Source organism: Sinomicrobium oceani (genome assembly GCF_900119185.1).
GTDB lineage: Bacteria > Bacteroidota > Bacteroidia > Flavobacteriales > Flavobacteriaceae > Sinomicrobium > Sinomicrobium oceani.
In genome coordinates this window covers 1-22,611 of record NZ_FPJE01000030.1, presented here as the reverse complement: position 1 = coordinate 22,611, position 22,611 = coordinate 1, and the positions used below count along the sequence as shown (strand labels likewise).

The 22,611-nt window shown below is 44.0% G+C and carries 20 protein-coding genes; 7 read left to right on the top strand and 13 right to left on the bottom strand.

What is annotated here, in order from left to right:
* Positions 1-860: 860 nt before the first annotated feature.
* The 6 genes from BT112_RS18955 to rsfS all read right to left on the bottom strand — a co-directional run bounded on the left by BT112_RS18955 (position 861) and on the right by rsfS (position 5,717).
* Complete coding sequence (locus BT112_RS18955; RefSeq protein ID WP_072319042.1) at positions 861-1,124, bottom strand: acyl-CoA-binding protein; 264 nt, start codon at positions 1,122-1,124, stop codon at positions 861-863.
* Between the two features lie 39 nt (positions 1,125-1,163).
* On the bottom strand, positions 1,164-1,814 hold the full coding sequence (locus BT112_RS18950; protein WP_072319041.1) for a phosphatidylserine decarboxylase family protein: 651 nt from the start codon (positions 1,812-1,814) through the stop codon (positions 1,164-1,166).
* Entirely contained in the window at positions 1,804-2,616 is an 813-nt protein-coding gene (locus BT112_RS18945) for a phosphatidate cytidylyltransferase (protein WP_072319040.1), read from the bottom strand. The genes BT112_RS18950 and BT112_RS18945 overlap by 11 nt, the downstream gene beginning before the upstream one ends.
* Position 2,617: 1 nt before the next feature.
* The gene (locus BT112_RS18940) at positions 2,618-3,226 is read right to left on the bottom strand and encodes an LUD domain-containing protein (protein ID WP_072319039.1); all 609 of its coding nucleotides are present in this window, start codon (positions 3,224-3,226) and stop codon (positions 2,618-2,620) included.
* A 147-nt stretch (positions 3,227-3,373) separates the two neighbouring features.
* Positions 3,374-5,314: an ATP-dependent zinc metalloprotease FtsH gene (gene ftsH, locus BT112_RS18935; protein WP_072319038.1), complete on the bottom strand. Its 1,941-nt coding sequence runs from the start codon at positions 5,312-5,314 to the stop codon at positions 3,374-3,376.
* A 31-nt stretch (positions 5,315-5,345) separates the two neighbouring features.
* The gene (rsfS, locus tag BT112_RS18930; protein WP_072319037.1) at positions 5,346-5,717 is read right to left on the bottom strand and encodes a ribosome silencing factor; all 372 of its coding nucleotides are present in this window, start codon (positions 5,715-5,717) and stop codon (positions 5,346-5,348) included.
* A gap of 184 nt (positions 5,718-5,901) precedes the next feature.
* On the opposite strand from rsfS, the gene BT112_RS18925 reads away from it, so the two are divergent.
* Positions 5,902-6,633 carry a biotin--[acetyl-CoA-carboxylase] ligase gene (locus BT112_RS18925; protein ID WP_072319036.1) on the top strand — a complete coding sequence of 244 codons (732 nt, stop codon included), beginning with the start codon at positions 5,902-5,904 and terminating at the stop codon, positions 6,631-6,633.
* Between the two features lie 63 nt (positions 6,634-6,696).
* Here BT112_RS18925 and BT112_RS18920 read toward each other — a convergent pair whose 3' ends face one another.
* On the bottom strand, positions 6,697-7,089 hold the full coding sequence (locus tag BT112_RS18920; protein WP_072319035.1) for an SRPBCC family protein: 393 nt from the start codon (positions 7,087-7,089) through the stop codon (positions 6,697-6,699).
* A gap of 68 nt (positions 7,090-7,157) precedes the next feature.
* On the bottom strand, positions 7,158-7,808 hold the full coding sequence (gene pyrE, locus BT112_RS18915; RefSeq protein ID WP_072319034.1) for an orotate phosphoribosyltransferase: 651 nt from the start codon (positions 7,806-7,808) through the stop codon (positions 7,158-7,160).
* A gap of 8 nt (positions 7,809-7,816) precedes the next feature.
* On the opposite strand from pyrE, the gene BT112_RS18910 reads away from it, so the two are divergent.
* The 3 genes from BT112_RS18910 (at position 7,817) to BT112_RS18900 (ending at position 10,718) form a co-directional block, all read left to right on the top strand.
* Positions 7,817-8,404: an NUDIX hydrolase gene (locus BT112_RS18910; protein ID WP_072319033.1), complete on the top strand. Its 588-nt coding sequence runs from the start codon at positions 7,817-7,819 to the stop codon at positions 8,402-8,404.
* A 98-nt stretch (positions 8,405-8,502) separates the two neighbouring features.
* On the top strand, positions 8,503-8,793 hold the full coding sequence (locus BT112_RS18905; RefSeq protein WP_072319032.1) for a hypothetical protein: 291 nt from the start codon (positions 8,503-8,505) through the stop codon (positions 8,791-8,793).
* An 86-nt stretch (positions 8,794-8,879) separates the two neighbouring features.
* Entirely contained in the window at positions 8,880-10,718 is a 1,839-nt protein-coding gene (locus BT112_RS18900) for an ABC transporter ATP-binding protein (protein ID WP_072319031.1), read from the top strand.
* Positions 10,719-10,780: 62 nt separating this feature from the next.
* Here the strand turns inward: BT112_RS18900 and BT112_RS18895 are convergent, their stop codons facing one another.
* Together BT112_RS18895 and BT112_RS18885 are read right to left on the bottom strand one after the other, a co-directional pair.
* Positions 10,781-12,523 carry a M14 family metallopeptidase gene (locus tag BT112_RS18895; protein WP_072319030.1) on the bottom strand — a complete coding sequence of 581 codons (1,743 nt, stop codon included), beginning with the start codon at positions 12,521-12,523 and terminating at the stop codon, positions 10,781-10,783.
* 340 nt (positions 12,524-12,863) lie between these two features.
* The gene (locus BT112_RS18885; protein ID WP_072319058.1) at positions 12,864-14,441 is read right to left on the bottom strand and encodes a SulP family inorganic anion transporter; all 1,578 of its coding nucleotides are present in this window, start codon (positions 14,439-14,441) and stop codon (positions 12,864-12,866) included.
* 518 nt (positions 14,442-14,959) lie between these two features.
* Here BT112_RS18885 and BT112_RS18880 point away from each other — a divergent pair.
* On the top strand, positions 14,960-16,561 hold the full coding sequence (locus BT112_RS18880) for a solute:sodium symporter family transporter (RefSeq protein ID WP_072319028.1): 1,602 nt from the start codon (positions 14,960-14,962) through the stop codon (positions 16,559-16,561).
* A gap of 72 nt (positions 16,562-16,633) precedes the next feature.
* Entirely contained in the window at positions 16,634-17,452 is an 819-nt protein-coding gene (locus tag BT112_RS18875; RefSeq protein WP_072319027.1) for an inositol oxygenase family protein, read from the top strand.
* A gap of 159 nt (positions 17,453-17,611) precedes the next feature.
* On the opposite strand, the gene BT112_RS18870 is transcribed toward BT112_RS18875, so the two are convergent.
* From BT112_RS18870 to BT112_RS18860, 3 genes are read right to left on the bottom strand one after another with little or no spacing between them, the layout of a single operon-like run.
* Positions 17,612-19,540 (bottom strand): DUF294 nucleotidyltransferase-like domain-containing protein, encoded by a 1,929-nt coding sequence (locus BT112_RS18870; protein WP_072319026.1) that lies wholly within the window; start codon positions 19,538-19,540, stop codon positions 17,612-17,614.
* 36 nt (positions 19,541-19,576) lie between these two features.
* Positions 19,577-20,128: an NUDIX hydrolase gene (locus tag BT112_RS18865; RefSeq protein ID WP_072319025.1), complete on the bottom strand. Its 552-nt coding sequence runs from the start codon at positions 20,126-20,128 to the stop codon at positions 19,577-19,579.
* Positions 20,129-21,220 (bottom strand): M42 family metallopeptidase, encoded by a 1,092-nt coding sequence (locus BT112_RS18860; protein WP_072319024.1) that lies wholly within the window; start codon positions 21,218-21,220, stop codon positions 20,129-20,131.
* A 215-nt stretch (positions 21,221-21,435) separates the two neighbouring features.
* Here BT112_RS18860 and BT112_RS18855 point away from each other — a divergent pair, with 215 nt between their 5' ends.
* The gene (locus tag BT112_RS18855) at positions 21,436-22,128 is read left to right on the top strand and encodes a DUF4294 domain-containing protein (protein ID WP_072319057.1); all 693 of its coding nucleotides are present in this window, start codon (positions 21,436-21,438) and stop codon (positions 22,126-22,128) included.
* Positions 22,129-22,611: the final 483 nt, after the last annotated feature.

Here is a 22,611-nt window from a genome sequence, read left to right as displayed (position 1 = left end):
GAGATGTCTAAAGTGAAGGAACGTTGAGGGTTTCTCAGGAGTTGTTAAAGGGGGGAATGGTGGTTACCGGATCGGGCATCGCTGTGTCTCGATCGGGTAGAAATGCGGTAATTTAGGCCGGCTTTGACATTGATATGAGGAAGGAGTGCTGCTACTTCATTCCGTAACGCGATTTGATTTGATGTAAGTATGATGAATCTTGAGTAAAGAACCAGTTGATATTCTCCGGTAGCCCTTTGGTGTTAAATTTCTGGCGGGATTATCCGTTCGGAGTATTCAGATCGCAGGTTAACAATATCTCTGCTCTGTGGTCTTGTGAGCCCTTAGTTCTGTGAGGTGCTTTGGGAGTCTCAACATAATGCTTATCCGTATCGGAATAATTTCGTAGCCAATATCCAGTGATCTCAATCGAAGTCAAGTTTATATATTTGAGTAAATCTCCCTTTGGCTTTTTAAAAAATTAGGACCCGAAGAATAGGTAGGAGGTATTGGAGTATGAGGTTGATGTTCGGGTGACTTAATAACGAGTTAACGAAATAATAATTCTATTGCTTGTCGACGTATGAACTTCAAGTTTGTAGTGTTTTAGTATAGTGTTTGAGCCATAAGTTGTCGCCACGGGAATAGCGGCGTTGCCGGATGTCTTAAGTTTTTTTGTAGTAATGCTTTTCCCGGCTTATTCAGCTAATGAAGTTGTCTATAGTTCAGGGATTTAGATGTATTTCCGGGAGTTTGATGCCAAGTAGAGGTGTAGGCTTATTTGTTATGAAATGATATCCCGGGTGCTCGCTGCTATTGATCATAGAACTTATGATATTTGCAGTGATGCACATATGGGAAAAAATGATGAGGAAAGCAGATCAGGATTTGCCGAGTACGTCATCAACCAGGGCGATATATTTCTCTTTGGCTTCACGTTCACTGATATTACGGGCCTGAAACAGGGCGTTTGCTTTGAATGCATTGATAAGGGGTTTTCTGCTGCCGGGGTTGTCGTAGTTCTTATTGGCTATTTTATAGTACGCATAAAGCCGTAACAGGAAATCTGCAGGTAAAGGGTTGGTGTAGTTGTTAACGCGTTCTACAGCTTCTTCAAATATCTTATTTAATGCTTCTTCGGTCATTTGGGTAGGGAGTTGGGTAAAAACCTCACTTTGCTGTTTTTATTTTTCGGCGATAATATCTATTCCTCCTTTGACTTTCTGGTTGAGGTTTACATTGATTTTGCTGTCAAGAGGTAGCAAAAGGTCTACACGGGAACCGAATTTGATAAAACCGGCATCTGCTCCCTGGATGGCCTGTGAGCCTTCCGTGGCATAGTTTACAATACGTTTGGCCATGGCTCCGGCGATTTGTTTGTACATAACTTCTCCCCAAACCTTATTTCGGACGACCACTGAGGTCCTCTCGTTTTCTTCCGACGATTTCGGATGCCAGGCCACCAGGTACTTACCGGGATGGTATTTGCTGTAAACGACTTCTCCGCTAAGAGCATATCGGGTAACGTGTACATTTACGGGAGACATGAATATGGAAACCTGTATTCTCTTGTCTTTGAAATATTCCTTATCATATACTTCCTCGATAACAACGACTTTTCCATCTACAGGGGAGATGATATGGCTTTCCTCAGGTACGGATGTCCGTTTGGGGTTACGGAAAAACTGTAATATCAGGATGAGTATTACAATAGCCCCGATTTGCAGGGTGAATTTCAGCCAGGCTACGGGAATAAAATATTCCGTAAGCAAAATGGCGCTCACGACCAATAGAAAGGTAATGATGATGATTTTATGTCCTTCTTTATGAAACATACAGAAAAAATTGTAAAGTCAGATATGTAAAAGGTGCGAGGAAAATAATGCTGTCCAGCCGGTCGAGCAGCCCGCCGTGTCCGGGTAGTATGGCCCCGCTGTCCTTAACTCCCGCAAGCCTTTTGAATTTAGATTCTATAAGATCTCCCAGAGTACCTGTGATGACCACAACGAGAGAGAGGGTTATCCATTGCAGCGTACTCAGATCCTTATTGTAAATAGAAAATATATACGCGGCAATCAATGAAAATACCATCCCGCCGACGAAACCTTCTATGGTTTTGTTCGGAGAAATACTGGGAAATAATTTGGTTCTTCCCAGGCTTCTTCCGACCAGGTAGGCAAAAGAATCGTTAATCCAAATTAATATAAAAATACCAATAATAACGAATTTGGCAAAAGGATTGTCATGATTGTGATAAGGGATCATCGTCAGAAAGATACATCCCGCCCCGATATAGAACAACGTGATGATGAATTTATGGACCTCTCTTAGGTTTTTCAGCTGCTTGCCGGAATAGAGTAAAGCAATCAGAAAGAGGTTCACCGAAAGGGTTACTGCTAACAGGAGAAAAACAGCGGTTTCTTCCTGGACGAGGTGTACAAATAACCACCAGATAAGGAGAAAGGCTATGAAAATGTAATAACCGCTGAGTTTAATAAGCTTTTTAAACTCATATATGCATATAAGCCCGAAAGACAAAAACAGGAAATCGAAGGCGTCACTGCTTAAAAACACTGCCGATAATAACAGGAAAACATAGAGTATTCCCGTAATGGAACGCGTGAGGAGGTCTTTCATTCTACAAATCTTCGAGAAGGAGCAAATATAAGTTTTTTGAATTACTTCCGTAGTTAAGAAAATTCTTTTCTCCCTGAGTATTGAAGTGTTTTATTGTAGTGATGTTGGTGGGAATGTGGTCTTTATTCTTGTTTTTTATACCTCTCAGGCCTTCTCCGATAGTGTTTACCAGCTGACTTGTAGTGGCAAAAAGGATCAGGTTGTCCGGTAGATCATGCAGCTTGAGTTCTCCTATCTGGTTAGAACTGATGAGAATGGCTCCGTTATCTGCTACAAGATTCTCACAGGTTGTAATAAAAGCATGGCTCCCCTGAAGGTTTGAGGAAAATTGTCCGCCCAGCTTTTCGAATTTTTCCCTGAGTTTGGCATTTACACAGAAGATTTTCTTGTCATTCCAGTTGTTCTCGGCCAGAATGCTGCCGAAACTGTCGTATATCTCTTCTATCGAATCACAGTAGATGAATTTACCACCGTTCTTCTTAAAATTGATCGTAAATTTTTCGTCTACCGGAAGATCGATATTAGGCATAAACTTACCTCGTTCCTCGACGGGATCTTCGTCAGGATTCGGTTTATTTATAATGTCCAGAATCTTCTTAAATAGCTTCATTCAATATTCAACGGGAAAAGTCGCCTTTTATTTTTATGTAAAGTTAAAAATATTCTGCGATAAATCCTTGTTTTACGTGTTATTTACAACAAATATGCCGGCTTCAGAGTGAGCGCCGGCAGTGATTTGATCTGTTTTGTGAAAAGGTCAGTTTTCTACGGTTTCTTCTTCTTCCTTTTCGAAGGGACGTCTTCCGAAAATTCTTTCGAGGTCGTCCTTGAATATCACTTCTTTCTCCAGAAGGCGTTCTGCCAGTTCTGTGAGTTTATCCTTGTTTTCGGATAAAAGTTTCACAGCACGTGCATACTGCTCCTCGATGATATTGGATATTTCTTTGTCTATAACGATAGCAGTCTCTTCGCTATACGGTTTTGTGAAGCCGTATTCGCTCTGTCCGCTGGAATCGTAATAGGTGAGGTTTCCTATTTTGTCGTTAAGCCCGTAAATGGTAACCATGGCTTTAGCTTGTTTGGTCACTTTCTCGAGGTCGCTTAGTGCTCCGGTCGAGATCTTACCGAACATTACCTTTTCTGCGGCTCTTCCTCCGAGGGCGGCACACATTTCGTCCAGCATTTGTTCCGGACGTACGATAAGGCGTTCTTCCGGGAGGTACCATGCTGCGCCGAGAGATTGTCCGCGGGGCACGATGGTTACTTTAACCAGCGGTGCGGCATGTTCGAGCATCCAGCTTACCGTGGCATGCCCGGCTTCGTGGAAGGCTATGGTTTTCTTTTCTTCAGGTGTGATGATTTTGTTTTTCTTTTCCAGACCTCCTATGATACGGTCTACGGCATCGAGGAAATCCTGCTTGTCTACTGCCTTTTTGCCCTTTCTGGCAGCGATCAGTGCAGCCTCGTTACAAACGTTGGCAATATCTGCCCCGGAGAAGCCTGGAGTTTGTTTGGCCAGAAATTCGAGGTCAAGCGCTTCGGAAGTTTTTATAGGGCGAAGGTGTACTTCGAAAATTTCCTTTCGCTCCCTGATGTCCGGAAGATCCACGAAGATCTGCCTGTCAAATCGTCCGGCTCGCATCAAAGCTTTGTCGAGAACATCGGCACGGTTGGTAGCGGCAAGGACAATGACATTCGTATTGGTGTCAAAACCATCCATCTCCGTAAGCAGCTGGTTTAGAGTGTTCTCCCGTTCGTCGTTGGAGCCGGTAAAATTGCTCTTTCCCCTTGCACGTCCTATGGCATCGATTTCATCGATAAATATAATAGAAGGTGATTTGTCTTTAGCTTGTTTAAAGAGGTCGCGTACCCTGGAGGCACCTACGCCGACAAACATTTCGACAAAGTCCGATCCGGAAAGGGAAAAGAAAGGAACTTTGGCTTCCCCGGCTACTGCTTTGGCCAGGAGTGTTTTACCAGTTCCCGGAGAGCCTACCAGGAGTGCGCCTTTGGGGATCTTACCTCCGAGAGACGTATATTTGTCCGGATTCCTGAGGAATTCCACAATTTCCTGTACTTCTTCTTTGGCACCTTCCAGTCCGGCAACATCTTTGAAGGTGACTTTGGTTTCGGTCTTTTCATCGAAAAGTCTCGCTTTGGATTTCCCGATATTAAAGATCTGTCCTCCGGCTCCTCCGGCTCCGCCTCCTGCCATTCGTCGCATCAGGAATATCCATATTCCGATAATGAGTACAAAGGGAAGGATGGTGATTATAAAATCTCCGAGAAGGTTAGACTCCTGGTCATATCCGATGACGGTAGGGAGGTTGTTGTCCTTTATGGTTTTCTTGATCTCGTTTTCGAAATTCTGGAGATCGCCGAATTTTACTTCGTACTGTGGCGATGAACCGCTTGCGGGGAGCAGGGAGTTGTCCCCTACATCCTTGTGGTCTTCTTTGGCCAGGGCATCTTTGGTCAAAAAAACCTTAGCCTGTCTGGTGTTGGTTATGATCAGTATTTTTTCTACATCACCGTTTTTAAGAAATTCCTGTAGCTCGGATGGAGTAGTGGGCTTGAGTTTTTGCCAGCTACTTCCCCCTGAGAACAGGTTAACTCCGATAATCACAAACAAAATGATTGCATAAATCCAGTAAGAACTGAACCTCGGTTTTTTGTTATTTGGGTTGTCTTTTGCCATTAATTACAAGTCTTTGTCTAAAAAATATACATTAATAATCGGTTGGAACGGAGGTGACTTTCGCATCGCCCCAAAGGCCTTCGATGTCATAATATTCGCGAATGTGTTTCTGGAAAACATGAACTACTACATTGACGTAGTCCATAAGAACCCATTCGGCATTATCGGTACCTTCGACGTGCCACGGTTTGTCGTGGATTTCCTTACTTACATTTTTTTGGATGGAGTTTACGATGGCATTTACCTGGGTATTGGAAGTACCGTTGCAGATGATGAAATAGTCACAAACCGTATTCTCAATTTCTCTAAGATCCAGTATATTTATATCTTTTCCCTTAACATCTTCTATTCCCTTCAAGATTATTGCAATGAGTTGATCTGTACTACTATTCTTTTTTGCCATTAACTTTCATGTGTTTAAATTTGTACCGGGTCTCGTACCGTTTTCGCGAATGTCGTACAAGGCTTTCCCCGTCTGCCTGACCTAATTATCACAAGTAAGGCCTGCTGATAATTGGTTATTTTCGCAAAGTTATTACTTTTTTGTTTCTTTAACTATTCTATTTAACAGAACATTTATATTCTACATGCACATCATCAAACTTAATGCCATTGATTCCACCAATTCTTACTTGAAGGAATTAAGTGCTTCCGGAATCCTACATGACTACACCGTGGTTATGACCCGCGAACAGACCCGGGGAAGAGGACAAATGGGAACGGTATGGAATTCGCACCCCGGTAAAAACCTGACATTTAGTGTTTATAAGAAAATATCGTGTATCCGTAAAGAGGAAATATTCAGTTTGAGTATGGCGACTTCTCTGGCGATAGTAAAGGCATTGAAGAAATTTAATATTCCGGGACTGAGAATTAAGTGGCCTAACGACATTTTGTCAGCCAATAAGAAAGTATGTGGCGTATTGATAGAGAGTATTATCAAAAAAGGTGAGCTTGATGCTGCAGTAATAGGAATGGGGTTGAATGTCAATCAGACGGATTTCGGAGGACTGCCTCATGCCGGATCTCTGAAACAGATTACGGGGGTAACCTACAACCTCGATGAGCTGATGCATGCTATTGTAAAAGAACTACAGGATTGTGAAAATTTTTTAGCGGAAAGAAAGCTGAACGAGCTCAAGCTGTGGTATGAAAAAAATCTGTTTCGCCGGGACAAGCCTTCTACTTTTGCGGATAAGGATGGCGGGCTTTTCATGGGATTTATCCGGGGGGTGTCCGATGCAGGCAAGCTGATTCTGGAACAGGAAGACGCTGTACGCAGGGAATACGATTTGAAGGAAGTGCGATTGATGTACTAAAAAAGGTCACACAAAATCTTAACGGTGTAACCTTCTTACTTGTACTGTTTTTTATTTCTGCCTTTAGAGTTTGCCGAGATTTTCGGTCAAAGTATTGATGAAGCTGGTTATCGGCCCTTTGATCATCATACCCATCATGGCGTTGAACTCGCCTTCGAAGCTCAGGCCGACTTCACTCGTAGTCCCGTCTACCGGTTGTATGTCGGCAGTTAGCGTAAAAGGAAGCTTGTTGCTGGCTGCACCGAGTACGACGCGGTCGAACTCATTTTTTTCTTTGAGTTCAAGTACGATTTCGGGCATGCCTTTCAGTGCAAAAGCAAACTTGGTATCGGTCAGTACTTCGAACATGCTGGTATTTTCCGGCATGATGCTTTCGAAATTCTTTACGTCGGAAAGGAAGTTAAAAAGTTCTTCCTGTGATTTGTTAACTGTAGTTTTCGGACTTTCTATGTGCATATACAATCTGTATTAGTGTCAAAACAACGTGCTCCGTCACATATAACCGGTTTTCCGAATCTGTTTTATCAGATAGCAGTGGCTTTCCAGACAGCGGGGGCTGTTCTCCATTCTTTCAGCGTATGCAACTCGGTTTCGTTGATGTAATTGGTGTCTACCGCCTGCTCCAGGAGGTAGTCGTAATTACTCAATGTGGTGAGGGATACTTTCTGGTCTTCAAAGTTTTTTGCGGCAATGTCAAATCCGTACGAAAAGATGGCCATCATACCTTTTACGTTAGCGCCCTGTTCGCGTAAAGCTTCCACGGCATTGAGACTGCTTTTTCCGGTGCTGATAAGGTCTTCCACAACGACTACGTTCTGCCCCTGGTCCAGAAAACCTTCTATCTGGTTTTGTCTGCCGTGTTTCTTGGGTTCGGGTCTTACATAAACGAAAGGAAGACTAAGGTATTCGGCAACGAGTATTCCGATACCGATAGCCCCGGTGGCTACGCCCGCAATAACATCGGGCCTGCCGTAATGTTCTTCGATTTGTCGTGCCATATTCTCGCGGATAAAATTGCGGATAGGCGGGAAGGACAAAGAAATTCTGTTGTCACAATAAATAGGCGATTTCCATCCGGAAGCCCATGTAAAAGGATTTTTCGGATTCAATTTTATTGCATTAATTTGCAACAAAAGTTCTGCTGTTTTCTTAGCGGTATTTTTGTCTAAAACCATGGTGACAAATGTATGAAGTTTTTGTAAATGATAATCCAATTATTTTAACTAATGTACTCACCAAAGAGGGGAAGCATAAATTGTTTTTGCTCGACAGTGTGAGTATAGAAGAAGTCATCAGACAGTTTCAGAAGGGAGAAATGACTTGCGCACATTTGTATGACCCGGAAAAAGAACGTTTGTTGTCTAAGTTTAAGGAAAAACTGCCTTTGGTGGTGGCTGCCGGAGGTCTGGTAACCAATCCGGATAATAAGGTCCTGTTTATTTACAGAAACGGAAAGTGGGACCTGCCTAAGGGAAAGCTGGAAAAAAAGGAATCTATAGAAGAAGCGGCACTAAGAGAAGTAGAAGAGGAAACCGGTATTAAAAAATTAAGGATGGGAACTTTTCTTCAAAAGACCTACCATATATTCAAAAGAAACGGGGTTTACAAACTCAAGGAAACCCATTGGTATACTATGAGCAGTACATTCAACGGGAGGTTTAAAGCACAGTGTGAAGAAGGTATAGAAAAGGTAGAATGGAAGACCTCTGAAGAGGTCGCCGAGGCACTGCAAAATTCCTATGCCAACATTCGTTCGTTATTTACTGTCTGATAACTGTATTCTTAAATTTTAAGTCAAATTTTATATATTTTTTAATAAAAAGCTGTTTTTTAATGCTTATTTTTGCAGTATCACAAAAAACAGGCATTATGAAAAATACATTTATTTTAATCTGTACGGTGCTTTCCATGTCCGTTTCGTACGGGCAGCAGAGCGCTCTCACAGGACCCAAGGTCAAGAACGAAAAAGTATGGAATAAGGAAGCAAAATCTATCGAAGTATATCATGCTCCCGAAAGAGAAACCGTGACAGGTCCTAAAGCCAAAAACACCCGCGTCTGGCAAAAGCAGGATTCGGTTAAAAAAGTAGTCACAAGAAAAAACAGGGAAGACCTGACCGGACCAAGGTATAAAAACCGGAAACCCTGGAAAAAGCAGTAATTACATAATAGGACCGGACGAAAAGTAAACGTCGGGCGAGGCCGGAATGTGTAAAAAGCCTATTTTTATAGGTCAAAACACAATCTATGCCTCGAAAAAAAACGGTTGCCGGTTCGGAAACGTCCAAAATAGGATGGAAAGAACGCCTGGGTTCTCTTCAGTACCTTCCACGGTTTTTCGGGAAGATACGGGAGGTGTCACCCGGGCTTTTTTATGTGAATATAGTGACGCGGATTATAAACTCGGCCATTCCGGTGCTCTTGTTGTGGGTGGGAAAGCTGATACTTGATGAAGTCGTATTGCAGATCGATGAAGCCGATAAAGATTTCAGCAGGTTGTGGATGCTCGTGGCCACAGAACTCGCTCTCGCTGTAACTTCCGACCTCGTGAGCCGGGCCACGAACCTTACCGATACGCTTATCGGAGATCTTTACTCCAACAAATCTTCCGTGGAGATCATCAATAAAACAGCCGAGATCGAATTGAGCCAGCTTGAAGATGCTGAGTTTTATGACAAACTCGAAAGAGCGCGTCGGCAGACCGTCGGGAGAGTTTCGTTAATGTCCAATATCATGGCTCAGTTTCAGGATAGTATTACAGTGATCTCTCTGGTTACCGCGCTCACGGTTTTTGAACCCTGGCTTATAGTTTTGCTTGTCCTTGCCGTTATTCCGGCTTTTCTCAATGAGATCAAGTTTAGTCAGAAGAGTTATTCCCTGGCCCGGGGCTGGACTATGGAAAGACGTGAGCTGGATGATCTCCGTTATGTAGGAGCGAGTGATATTACTGCAAAGGAAGTGAAGCTTTTTGGCCTCACCGGATATATTGCAGAACGCTTCAAAAGGCTTTCGGACGCCTATTATAAAGTAACCCGAAAGCTTGCGATACGGCGGAATGTATGGGGTGGTACTTTTAATATCCTCGGTGTACTATCGTATTACGGAGCTTTTGTGCTCATTATTTTCAGGGTAGTAGGAGGCGTGTTAACCGTAGGTGACCTCACGTTTTTATCGGGTTCTTTCAGCAGGTTGCGGGGACAGTTGCAGGCCATTTTTTTCAGATTCAGTCAGATTACGGAAAGTGCGCTTTATCTCAAAGATTATTTTGATTTTCTCGATCTTGAAACGCCGGTAGAAGATCCGGATAAAAAGCATCCGATACCTGATATAATTTATGGGGGACTGGAATTTGAAGATGTCTGGTTTCGGTATCCGGGCAGGGAAGATTACGTGTTGAAAGGAGTGAGTTTTCGTGTTCCGGCAGGTAAAAAGCTCGCTTTTGTCGGAGAAAACGGAGCGGGAAAAACAACGCTGATCAAGCTTGCGCTTCGGTTTTACGAACCCGTAAAGGGACGGATTCTGCTGGATGGCACTGACATCCGGGAATTTCCCAAAGAAGCATATCAAGGGCTTTTCGGGGTTATTTTCCAGGATTTCGTAAAGTATAATTTCTCTGCGGGCGAAAATATTGCTGTCGGTAATATTGCCGAGATACAGAACAGAGAAAAGATATTCAACGCTGCGGTGCAGAGCCTGGCTGACCAGGTTATTGCCGGTTTACCGCAGCGATACGATCAGAAACTCGGTCGTCGCTTTACGGACGGACTTGATCTTTCCGGTGGACAGTGGCAGAAAATTGCGCTGGCGAGAGCCTACATGAAGGATGCGAAGATCGCTATTCTGGACGAGCCCACAGCTGCACTGGATGCCCGTGCCGAATACGAAGCCTTTCAAAGATTTATCGGGCTTACCGAAGGAAAAACAGCTATTATCATTTCACACCGCTTCAGTACGGTGAGATTGGCAGATACTATTGTGGTACTGCAATATGGTAAAGTTTTGGAATCCGGTACACACGAAGCCCTCATGCAACACAAAGGCCTGTATGCCGAGTTGTTCGAATTACAGGCCGTGGGATATCATTAAGGATGTACAGGAGTTCCCGAATACCCGTCCCATGATCCGGATTCTGAATAACCCCGTAAAGCCTATTTTACGATCCGGTAAACCGGATATTGCAGGTGGGCTTCTTCGTAATATACCGAATGCTCGTAAATCCAGTTGAGTTGTGCATACCAGTGCTGCGCAAAAACAGTATCTCTGGCTTTTTCCGATTCGAACTCTTGTTTCAGCGCGGGGTCCTTACGGAGAATTTCAGCGGCTACATCCTCAAAAACATAAGGTGAAAAATGTTCCTTTTGTTGTAATATGGCATCGAAAAAATTCCAGTTGAAAAAGGAATCCGAAGCTTCCGGTTCGAGGGTTTCCAGCAGATAACGTATGGCGGGCTGGTCGGTCCGTATCATATAATCGCCTTTCCGGAATTGTTTTTGCGCTTTTGTAGTGCGTACCGAGGTGTTGTAATGCAGGTAATGTCCTTCAAAAGCAGTATTACGGGTTTGGTAATCGGCAATATGATATACTTCTACGTCGAGTACGGTATCCTTTTCAACCTCTTGCAGCATAACTTCATTGGCTCTCAAAAGATCGATAACATGTTCCCATTGCCGGGGGATGATATAGGCTTCCGGTACAGTCACTGATTTTACGGGTTTGAAAAAATTGTAATAGGAAACGGGTTTGGTAAAGGGTCTGCTGCGATCGTATTTCAGTCTCGGAAAACCGGTAACTTCACTGATGATAGTATCCGCTTCGTATCCGCGAAACTGTAAGGTGGATACTTCGGTGGAATCCACAGCCCATTGTATCGGGTAATCATGCGCTTTTGCAAAACTTTCAAAATTTTTAGTGCGGAGTTCCCTGATCCTGTCATGATCTTTTTCTGTGATTTCCACCATATCTTTTAATAATTCATAGGTGCCTTCCACACGTTGTTTATAAGGTTTCAGCATATGCGTTTCTACCATCATGCCCAGAGTGTTCCAGAGTGTCGTGTACCCGGTAGAGTAACGGGGGAAGTCCATGAATTGTGAAAATCCCGTTTCAGGCACCTGATTGAATACATTGACGTAGGGCGTAATGTACCATTCTTTTTCAGCCAGTTTCTCTTCCAGGCGTGGCATCATCTCCTTATTGAGATAGTTTCCCAGTTCGCCGCCCAGTTTGTTGTGTTGCGTAAAGAGGTGTGTAAGGGTGTATTGATAGTCTGCACCATTACTAACGTGAGTATCTATAAAGACATCGGGTTTAACCAGGTGAAAAAGTTCTGCAAAGGCTGTGGCATTTTTAGTGTCCGATTTTATAAAATCCCTGTTCAGGTCATAGTTTCTTGCATTTCCCCGAAATCCGTATGTTTCCGGACCGTTCTGGTTTGCTCTGCTATGTTGGTTGCGCTGTAATGCACCTCCTATATTGTAAACCGGAATGGCTACGATCACTGTTTTTTCCGGTGTGGGAATTTTTCCGGTGGCATAATCTCTGAGCAACATCATGGTAGCATCTATTCCGTCGCTTTCTCCCGGATGAATTCCGTTCATGATCATGACAATACGCTTGTCTTCCCGGATACGGTTAAAGTTGAAACTTCCCCCGGGGTTATAGGTGACGATATGCAGCGGGTGCCCGCTGTCGGTATCTTCCATGGTCTGGAGATTGATGTCCGGGAACGTCCGGGCAAGCTTCATATAATAGGCCATGACGTCTTCGTATTCCGGGGTTTCTCTTCCTTCGGAAGTTTCGAATAATGTCCGGAATTCTTCTGTTTCTTCTTTATTGGTGCTGTTGCATGCCGACAATAAGAGCATTAATACAGCTATATAGTATGGTCTCATCGGAGTGTTTTTTCCGTTTTTACAATAATCACAACGCGCTTTGGATCCGCGGTGGAACGAATACTACGAATATACTAATTTTGTGTACAGACGGTATGTAAAAAGAGGGGCGGAATTTATCTGTAAAAGAAGTGGTACGGCCGATCCTGACAGCGAGGGAATATGCCCGAAAAGACTTCGGAAAACTGCTCCTCCCTGAGAAGTCTCTTTTTATATCATTTTCCTGCTGAGTAAGGGATACAGCCAAAAGCCTCTTTAATATAATTCCGGGCTGTATTATTAAAAAAGGAGCCGTCGTTGCAGACAGCTCCTTTTCCTGTGTATGATATCTCATGGCGTGTTACATCCGGTTGGTCATGACATTGTAATCCGGATCTTCGAGGATATTGACATCGATAATGGCCTCGGCATTCTGCAGAAGCCTGCGGCAGTCTTTGCTCAGGTGGCGAATGTGTACGGTTTTCCCCTGCCTTGCATAACGCCCGGTAATGGCATGGAGGGCTTCTATGGCAGACATATCTGCCACCCGGCTTTCTGCAAAGTCAATGATAATTTCATTGGGGTCATTGATAATATCAAATTTTTCGGAGAAGCCTTTTACCGAGCCGAAGAAAAGCGGTCCGTAAATCTCGTAGTGCTTTATGCCGTTTTCATCCGTATATTTCCGGGCACGGATTCGTTTGGCATTTTCCCAGGCATAGGCAAGGGCAGACAGGATAACACCTATCAGTACGGCCATAGCCAGGTTGTGGGTAAATGCAGTGATCAGCGTAACCAACACCATCACCATGACGTCGGTAGCCGGCATTTTTCGGAACGTCTTAAAACTGGCCCATTCAAACGTCCCTATGGCTACCATAAACATCACTCCCACAAGCGCTGCCATAGGGAGCCTTTCGATAAGCTCGGAACCGAACATAATAAAACAGAGCAGCCCAACCGATGCAATGATTCCGGAAAGCCGGGCCCTTGCGCCCGATGAAATATTGATAAGGCTTTGTCCGAGCATGGCACATCCCCCCATTCCGGAAAAGAACCCGGTAACGATATTGGCTGTTCCCTGGGCAATACATTCTTTATTGCTCCTTCCTCGTGTTTCGGTAATTTCATCAATAATATTTAGGCTGAGCAGGCTTTCTATCATACCTACTCCGGCAATAATGGCGGAAAAGGGGAGGATAAGGAGTAAGGTGTCGAAACTGAAAGGGATTTCAGGAATGGACAGCGGAGGAAAGCTCCCTTTGATAGTTTCTCCTTCTTTCAGAGTATCTGCTACCGTAGTCGTTTCGATATTAAAGCCTATAACGATGGCCGATACGACCAGTATGGCTACCAGCGAAGAGGGCACTGCTTTGGTGATTTTTGGCAATCCCCAGATAATAAGCATAGTGAGAAGCACAAATCCGATCATGACCATCATAGGAAACCCATCGAGCAATTCCGTACTCTCTTTCTGATAAAAATGCGTAAACTGGGCTGTGAATATGATAATGGCCAGTCCGTTGACAAAACCGAACATGACGGGTTGTGGTACCAGCCTGATAAACTTTCCGAGGCGTAATAACCCTGTTATAATCTGTATGACCCCGGCCAGGATCACAGTGGCAAAAACATACTGAAGGATGCCTTCCGGCGTAATATCGGGATAAACTTCTTTGAGTTTCAGGATGAGCCCTACAAAGACCACGGCCACGGCACCTGTAGCCCCTGAGATCATTCCTGGACGTCCTCCGAGTATGGAAGTAACCAGCCCCATGGTAAAGGCAGCATAAAGCCCGGTTAAAGGCGAAAATCCGGCGATCATAGCAAATGCAATAGCTTCCGGAACCAGGGCCAGGGCCACGGTAAGTCCGGAGAGTATCTCTGTTTTATAGTTTACCTTCTGCGAAAGATCAAATAGATTGAATATTTTCTTCATGCGAATCATTATAAATAGTAGATCAGTATATAACTAACCCGTGTTTAACAGTAATACAATGTATGGTATATAAAAAAGGGCCGGTTTCCCGTAGAGAGGGAACGGCTGCTGAGCATGCCTCCCGCTGTCAGGGCGGCGTAATGGTTTTGAAGTATGTCGTTGCTCTGTGTTTCATAAATGAATGCGCAAAAGTAATGCTTTTTATAAGAGTGGCAACTATATGATGTTAACAAAAATTTATGTTACGATGAATTTTTACGTGGTCGTTCATAAAGAACCTGTATTTTAATAAGATTACTAATTTAAACAGGTTTATCTTGTCATGTTTAGAATGAAGCTCCGGGCCGGCGGGCGACAAAATACTTAAGCGGTAGTGTGTAATCCGTAAATTGAAACCTGTAATGAGGAGTTGCGATTGAAGTTTTTATGCGCTTGTTCCGGACGTCTCCTTCATGTCAGCTTTCGTATCGAACAATTTTTTTTGTAAATTCACGGCATTCCTTAATTTATCCTGATACATGCTTACTTTCCTTAGCTTTTTGTTATTTACCGCTTTTGTAGCATTTTACGCTACCTGGAAACTACGCCGCGATAATCTGAAGACACAGGACGGCTATTTTCTCGGCGGAAGATCGCTTACGGGAGTGGTGATAGCGGGCTCGCTTCTGCTTACCAATATTTCCACGGAACACCTGGTGGGTATGAACGGCTCTTCGTATAAAAACGGGGCCATCATCATTGCCTGGGAAGTGACTTCTGCGCTCGCCCTGGTGATTGCAGCCCTGTATTTTGCCCCGAGATACCTGAAAATGGGGCTTACCACCATCCCCGAGTTCCTCGAGAAGCGGTTCGACGGTGCTACCCGTACTATTGTGGCCATGCTGCTTATCATTTCGTTTACGGTTACGCTTCTACCTATTGTCCTTTACACAGGAGCGCTCAATATCGAAGCTATATTCCGGATCTCGGAACTGCTCGATGTAAGCAGGTCGCAGGGGATATGGATAACCATCCTGGTGGTGGGAGGCATTGGGGCGGTGTACGCTATATTCGGCGGCCTGAAAATGGTAGCCTATACCGATACTATAAATGGTTTCGGACTGCTTATCGCCGGGCTGTTGGTGCCTGTTATAGCGCTTTGGAGCATCGGTAAAGGGAATATATTGGACGGACTTGCCGAAGTTTTTGAAAAGGACCCTTCCAAATTCAATGTGATGAGCCGGGAACCTGGTATAGGACCGGGATCCAGGTCTGCCATTCTTCCCTTCGAGGTGCTGTTTACCGGACTTATGATCAACCAGCTGTATTTCTGGGCTATGCACCAGTCTATAATCCAGAGGGCACTGGGAGCGGTAAGCCTGAAAGAAGCCCAAAAGGGATTACTTTACACGGGCGTCCTGAAAATACTCATTCCGTTGGTTATTGTTTTACCGGGGCTCATCGGTTTTTATTATTTTGATAATTCCCTCTATGACGATCCCGACAGTGTTTACCCCATGCTCGTCAAAAAGGTCTTGCCGTTCTGGCTTACGGGATTTTTCGTAGCCGTAATGATGGGAGCCATTCTGAGCACCTTTAACAGTGCGCTGAATAGTGCCGCCACGGTTTTTAGCCTGGATCTTTACAAAAGATATATCAATCGGAATACGGGAGAACTGAAACTGGTACGTACGGGAAAGTGGGTCTCGGCGGTGCTGGGTGTTTTGGCCATTGGTATTGCTCCGTTTGTAGAAAATGCACCTCAGGGGCTCTACCAGCTGTTGCAACAACTAAACGGCATTTTCTTTATCCCCATAGCCAGTGTTATCCTTGCCGGGTTTCTCTTTCCTAAGGTATCGGCTGTAGGGGCAAAGGCCGGACTGCTGTTCGGCTTGGTATTTTATGTGCTTACGTATTTTATATTTCAGGTAGATCTGCATTTTGTCCATATCTGGGGACTTGAATTTTTATTGAACATTTTAATCATGCATTTTGTATCTTTATGGTATCCGAGGAAAAATACCTTTGTTATAAAAGATAGAGGAGTCCTCAATGTAACGCCCTGGAAATATGCAGTTCCCCTGAGTTTTGCGTTGGTATTCATCACCATAACTATATACATCCTTCTCGGGAATGTGTAATCAGGTTACCGCGAAGGATGGGGAGGATGAGAATATACATGACGAATAATGATAAAATGAGAAGCTCAGACTATGGAAACTACAAAAAAAGAATTCCGTAACTATGATAAACTTGATGTAGATGCAGCGGTGCGACTACATTATAAAAAAATGCGCGAACGCCAGACTTTTGATTATGTCCGGCAGATGAAGAAAAAATACCTTACCTATGACAAGCCCATGAACTTATGGGATGCCATGGAAAAGCTGGATGCCCTCATCGACGTAAGCGATCCGGACCTTGACCTTCCCAACGTACAACATCTGGTACAGTCTGCCGAGGCCATTCGCAAAGATAACAGACCGGATTGGATGCAACTGGTAGGGCTGATCCACGACCTGGGGAAAGTAATGTACCTGTGGGGATGTGATGAGGATGGTACCAGCCAGGCCGAGCAATGGGGGCTGGTAGGTGATGTTTTTGTCGTAGGTTGTGCTTTGCCGGATACCTGTGTTTACCCGGAGTTCAATGCCCTTAATAAAGATATGCAGGATCCGCGGTACAATACCCACCTGGGTATTTACAAACCAGGTTGTGGTATTGACAATCTTACACTGGCATGGGGACATGACGAATATCTCTATCAGGTTTTGAGCAACCACAAGGGCAACAGCATACCGCAGGCGGGAATGGTAATGATCCGTTACCACTCTTTTTATCCCTGGCACAGCGGAGGAAGCTATACCGAACTGCTCGATGAGAATGACAGGAAATATAAGGAATGGGTGAAAGATTTTAATCAATATGATCTGTACACCAAATCCAATACGATATACGACCTGGAAGACATAAAGGACTACTATCTGCCGATCGCCGAAAAGTACCTGGGTAAAGGACCGGTTTACTGGTGACATATCAAAAACCCTGGTGATCTCTTTGTTTTCGGAGATAGGTTTTGCCGTTTATAGACTATATAGACTGCTGGTTTGCGGCATGGCCGGGATACGAATATGGGGTAACCCTGAACACACTATCAGGTCAGGGAAATATAAAAATGTAAGGATTTGTTGTTAAATAAACGATGTGAGTTTATACCTTATCTTTATGAGTTCCTGGATTTCCCGGATCGTTTTAAAACATCGTTTGAGTTTCATTTTTTCTTCTTTGGACAGGGCAGAGAGCTCAATGTAGCGACCGGAGTCGTTATGCATGAGTCCATGCTTGGTACGGAATTTTAGCAGTGCTTTGGAGGTATATGAACAGGAAAGATAGAGTTGTTTGTTTTCCGGTTCGAGTTCGGCAAGTTTTTCGAAACGCTCTGCGGTATTGTTGATGTGCTGTATCTGGTGGGATAGGATCAATACCCTTCCCGCATCTGTAATAGGAGTTATAGCCCGTTTTTTTAAATCAAAAAAGTCTTTGTATTCACCGTTCTGCTCTACGAGGAACTGTCTGAAAAATCCCAGTGGTGAGGGATTCTGTAGTACGCTTTTTCCGAGCATGGCGAAAAAATAGGTGTTCTGAGCAGTTTTTTCGAAGATATGTTTTCCCAGAATATCGGTGAGCGTACTGTCTCCGTAAGAAATATCGAAATCAAAAAAGATAGAACAAAGCAGGATCTCGTCATCACCCGGTTCTGCGATCCATTTGGTAAACTGGGCTTTCCATTCGTCCAGCGACAGGCACCATTTGGGATTGCTGGCCATCATATCTGCCGGGCAATATTCGTATCCCAGTGTATTGAGGCGTTTGGTGACCTTTTGGGCCAGTGCGATAAAATAGGCTTTGGTTTCTTCGAGTCTTTCGTCAACTACATTTTCAAACACAATGGCATTGTCCTGATCGGTATGCAAAAGTTGTTCTTTTCTGCCCTGACTGCCAAGTGACATCCATGCGAATTTTACCGGTGGTGTTTCGGGAATTTTGGCAAGAGAAAGTTCGATACATCGTTTGATGGTAGCATCGTTGAGCTCGGTAATAATACGGGAAATATGGGTAAGCGGGATATTCTGACGGATGTATCCTTTGAGCAGGATCATGATCTTTTCATGAATACGTTTAAGATGTTTGGTCTTGGAAGCCCGCTTTATAGCTTTCATCAACACGGAAGGGTTGTTTCCCTGAGATACTGTGATATCGTGTTCCGAAATAAGTCCTATAAGTCTGGATTTCGGCGTGCCGTCTTTCGTGATGCAGAGATGACCTATTTTATGCTTCATCAGCGCTATCTGTGCCTGGGCGATGGTCGTGTTTTTAGGATAGCAGATCACCGGAGTGGTCATAATATTGCGTATCGGGGTGCTGATAGGAAAGTCCCCGGTAACTATTTTGTTTTTGAGGTCCCTGTCGGTAACGATACCTACCGGGATTTCTTCATGGGTGATTACTACGGAGCCGATATTTTTTTCACGCATCAGCAGGGCTACGTTTTGTGTGGTTTCTTCCGGAGGGCAGGTAAAGACATTCTTTACATATTTGGTGGGCTGCAGATCGGAGAGATCTGTAGTCGTTTGCAGTTGCACATCAATATCCTCTTCTGTATAGAGTTTTTTCCGGTATTCTTCCGAGTAGGGGTTCTCCGTATTCGACGCGAAGCTTTCGATAAGGAAGTTGCCTACCTGCGGATTTTGCTCCACTATAGGGCGGAAGGTGGCGATCGGGATGCCATACACGATACTTTCTTCCCTGGTCATAGCTTTAATGACATAATTTTCCCTGGCGATCAGCGGGCGAAGCCCGAAGATATCTCCCTCGTCGCAATTGTCGATCGTCGTAAAATCCTGTCCGTCCCTTCGTTTTTGAAGAGCAACAGCCCCCTTGTGAACTACATAAAACTGGTTGTGTCCTTCGTCATTCTCGTTAAAGATTACCTTGTTCTTATCATAATATAAGACCTGTACGCGAGAAGATACTTCAAGCAGCTGTTCTTTGCTGAGCATATCAAAAGGCGGGTGGTTTTTCAGGAAATCGGCAATACGGAGTGCGATGGTGTTTTTCATGTCTTAAAGATATTAAGGAGTACAGCCAAAACAGGCTTAGCTATTTTTTTGACGGATAGCGTCGAAAACCGGTTTGTAATAGTCTTCGGGATGACAGACGTAAGCATCGGAAGCATCGGGGATACGGATGGCGTGAAGAAAGTCGTTTATCTTCATGAGTTTTACGGCCTCGACTTCCGATTCCTGTAGGATGAGCCTCTCGGGAGAAGAGGTCAGACGACATATATATATATGGTGAAGTTCTCTGTCCACTATAGTTGGCCGATGTTGTTTTACGGTGGTATATGTACCGATTTTTTGAAGTTCGTCCGGTGATACTTCCAGGCCGAGTTCCTCCCTGGTTTCGCGTATGGCGGACTGAAGGGGGGCTTCACCTGCCGCAATGTGTCCTGCTACGGAAACATCCCAATGCCCGGGGAAGATATCCTTGAGGGATGATCGTTTTTGGAGTACGACCTCGTCTTTTCCGGTGAACAACCAGACGTGGATGGTGGGATGGAAAAGTCCCTTTGCATGTACTTCTGACTTCAAAAGGACTTTTCCGGTATAATTTCCCTGGTCATCCAGTATGTCTACGTATTCGTCCATTTAATCGAAATAACTGAAACTGGTTTCCGGGGTGATTTTGAGCAGTGATTCGTAAATCAGGCGGATCACATTTTCTACATCTTCTTTATGCACCATTTCTACTGTGGTATGCATATAGCGCAACGGAAGCGAGATCAGGGCAGAGGGAACGCCACCGTTACTATAGGCAAACGCGTCGGTGTCCGTACCGGTGAACCTGGAAGAGGCCATGCGCTGAAAAGGGATCTTTTTGGCTTCTGCGGTATCTATAATAAGTTCCCGTAATTTGTTTTGTACCGCAGGGGCATAAGATATTACCGGGCCGTCACCGATCCTGGTTTCCCCCTGGGTCTTCTTGTCGATCATCGGAGTGGTGGTGTCATGACAAACATCGGTGACGATGGCGACATTGGGTTTTATGGTCTGCGTAATCATTTCCGCTCCGCGGAGTCCGATTTCTTCCTGTACCGAATTGGTGATATACAGGCCGAAAGGAAGCGCTTTCTTATTCTCGTGAAGCAGCCTTGCCACTTCGGCAATCATAAATCCTCCGACACGGTTGTCGATAGCCCGGCATACCAATTTGTTGTCGTTGAGTACCTGGAAGGTGTCGGGATAAGTGATCACACAACCTACATGTACACCCATTTCTTCAACTTCTTTCTTGTCTTTGGCTCCTATATCTATAAATATATTATCCAGTTTCGGAGCTTCCTCTTTACCGGAATTTCGCGTATGGATGGCGGGCCATCCGAAAACACCTTTTACAATTCCTTTTTTGGTGTGGATATTCACCCACTTGGACGGTGCTATCTGGTGATCACTTCCACCGTTCCTTATTACGTAGAGCAGTCCGTTATCGGTAATATAGTTGACATACCAGGAAATTTCATCCGAATGGCCTTCGATAACTACTTTGTAGGGGGCATCCGGATTGATGACGCCGACGGCGGTTCCGTAGGTGTCGGTGATAAAAGTGTCGACATAAGGCTTCAGATAGTCCATCCATAGTTTCTGTCCTTCCCATTCGTACCCCGTGGGAGCGGCATTGTTCAGATACTTCTCGAGAAAAGCTAAAGATTTCTTATTGATAATTTCCTTTTTCTTGGCCATAATATACTGATTTGTTTATCCCACGAAAATAAAAATATTCCACCACATTGAACAGTATAATGGCCGCATATTTAGCGTGTATGTATTTCCGGGTATTGAGATCTTAAGATGCTTTGTTCGTAAGATCGATTGTGTTAAAAGAGACAGACGTGTTGACAGCAGAGAGAATGTTTGTAAATTTACGTCCGGGACCAAAGCGGTGTCCTTGTATTATTATGGTGAGAAAGCTGGTATATATTCTTGTGTTTTTACTTGTTCCGGGGGGTGTGGTCCTGGCACAGGAAGGACAGGTTGTGAAGGATTCTCTGGAGCGGGAATATATTTTTCTGGAAGGAGATACCGTTCCGCGAAGCGCCATAGATCTGGAGGAAGTCTTTGTTTTTGATCGGCTCAAATTTGATTCGAGAGAAGAGCGGGTACGATATTATATATTAAAGAGGAAGACGTTGAAGGTGTATCCGTATGCAAAACTGGCTTCCGAGCGTCTGACGGAATTGAACAGACGTCTTGATCTCATCGAATCCAGGTCGAAAAAAAGATGGTACACCAAGCGTATTCAGAAATACATCGAAGAGGAGTTTACGGACGAACTGAAGAAACTCACCCGTACGGAAGGGCAGATTCTTGTGAAACTTATCCATCGGCAAACGGGGACAACAGCATTCGACCTGGTAAAAGAACTCCGTAACGGGTGGCGTGCTTTCTGGTATAACAACACCGCGAAGATCTTTAAAATATCCCTGAAAGAGGAATATCATCCGGAATCCGTACACGAAGATTATCTTATTGAAGATATTTTACAGCGGGCATTTGCAGCGGATCACCTGGAAAAACAACCAAGCGTGCTGGATTTTGACTATGCTACACTCTCTAATAAGTGGAAAAAATCCTATGAATTGAAAAAATAATTGGCAGGTTCAGGAAAATCTATTATCTTAGCTATCCTTTTTTTGATTTTCTAAAGTGTTGTGGGGTAGGATATTGGTGGATTATGTTAAAAAATCGTTATTTTTTATTTGCATAATTCAAAAAACAAGTGCTATATTTGCACCCGCTTTGGAGGAGAATGATTGATGAAGAAGGAAGCGAAAAAGTTCTTTAAAAAAATGTTTCAAAAAGTTTGTCAGAACGAATAAAGGTATTAGTTTTGCAGCCGCTTTGCGAGGGAGATTAGGAGAGTGATAGCGGGAAAGTTTTTTGAAAAAAGTTAAGCAAAAGTTTGGTCAGAATAAAAAAGGTTTTTACTTTTGCAGCCGCTTACAAAAACAGTAAGTGGATAAAGATTGACTAAGGAGTTCCTTGATATATTGTTGACAGCACTAACAGTAGCGATTTGTTCGCTACGAATTAGGAAGATTTAAGCAAGGTTATTTTGAGTATAGTACGTTAAA

Bases quoted from the DNA above. Each gene is read 5' to 3' on its own strand.
- BT112_RS18955 (WP_072319042.1), bottom strand. From the start codon at position 1,124: ATGACCGAAGAAGCATTAAATAAGATATTTGAAGAAGCTGTAGAACGC.
- BT112_RS18950 (WP_072319041.1), bottom strand. From the start codon at position 1,814: ATGTTTCATAAAGAAGGACATAAAATCATCATCATTACCTTTCTATTG.
- BT112_RS18945 (WP_072319040.1), bottom strand. From the start codon at position 2,616: ATGAAAGACCTCCTCACGCGTTCCATTACGGGAATACTCTATGTTTTC.
- BT112_RS18940 (WP_072319039.1), bottom strand. From the start codon at position 3,226: ATGAAGCTATTTAAGAAGATTCTGGACATTATAAATAAACCGAATCCT.
- ftsH (WP_072319038.1), bottom strand. From the start codon at position 5,314: ATGGCAAAAGACAACCCAAATAACAAAAAACCGAGGTTCAGTTCTTAC.
- rsfS (WP_072319037.1), bottom strand. From the start codon at position 5,717: ATGGCAAAAAAGAATAGTAGTACAGATCAACTCATTGCAATAATCTTG.
- BT112_RS18925 (WP_072319036.1), top strand. From the start codon at position 5,902: ATGCACATCATCAAACTTAATGCCATTGATTCCACCAATTCTTACTTG.
- BT112_RS18920 (WP_072319035.1), bottom strand. From the start codon at position 7,089: ATGCACATAGAAAGTCCGAAAACTACAGTTAACAAATCACAGGAAGAA.
- pyrE (WP_072319034.1), bottom strand. From the start codon at position 7,808: ATGGTTTTAGACAAAAATACCGCTAAGAAAACAGCAGAACTTTTGTTG.
- BT112_RS18910 (WP_072319033.1), top strand. From the start codon at position 7,817: ATGTATGAAGTTTTTGTAAATGATAATCCAATTATTTTAACTAATGTA.
- BT112_RS18905 (WP_072319032.1), top strand. From the start codon at position 8,503: ATGAAAAATACATTTATTTTAATCTGTACGGTGCTTTCCATGTCCGTT.
- BT112_RS18900 (WP_072319031.1), top strand. From the start codon at position 8,880: ATGCCTCGAAAAAAAACGGTTGCCGGTTCGGAAACGTCCAAAATAGGA.
- BT112_RS18895 (WP_072319030.1), bottom strand. From the start codon at position 12,523: ATGAGACCATACTATATAGCTGTATTAATGCTCTTATTGTCGGCATGC.
- BT112_RS18885 (WP_072319058.1), bottom strand. From the start codon at position 14,441: ATGAAGAAAATATTCAATCTATTTGATCTTTCGCAGAAGGTAAACTAT.
- BT112_RS18880 (WP_072319028.1), top strand. From the start codon at position 14,960: ATGCTTACTTTCCTTAGCTTTTTGTTATTTACCGCTTTTGTAGCATTT.
- BT112_RS18875 (WP_072319027.1), top strand. From the start codon at position 16,634: ATGGAAACTACAAAAAAAGAATTCCGTAACTATGATAAACTTGATGTA.
- BT112_RS18870 (WP_072319026.1), bottom strand. From the start codon at position 19,540: ATGAAAAACACCATCGCACTCCGTATTGCCGATTTCCTGAAAAACCAC.
- BT112_RS18865 (WP_072319025.1), bottom strand. From the start codon at position 20,128: ATGGACGAATACGTAGACATACTGGATGACCAGGGAAATTATACCGGA.
- BT112_RS18860 (WP_072319024.1), bottom strand. From the start codon at position 21,220: ATGGCCAAGAAAAAGGAAATTATCAATAAGAAATCTTTAGCTTTTCTC.
- BT112_RS18855 (WP_072319057.1), top strand. From the start codon at position 21,436: ATGGTGAGAAAGCTGGTATATATTCTTGTGTTTTTACTTGTTCCGGGG.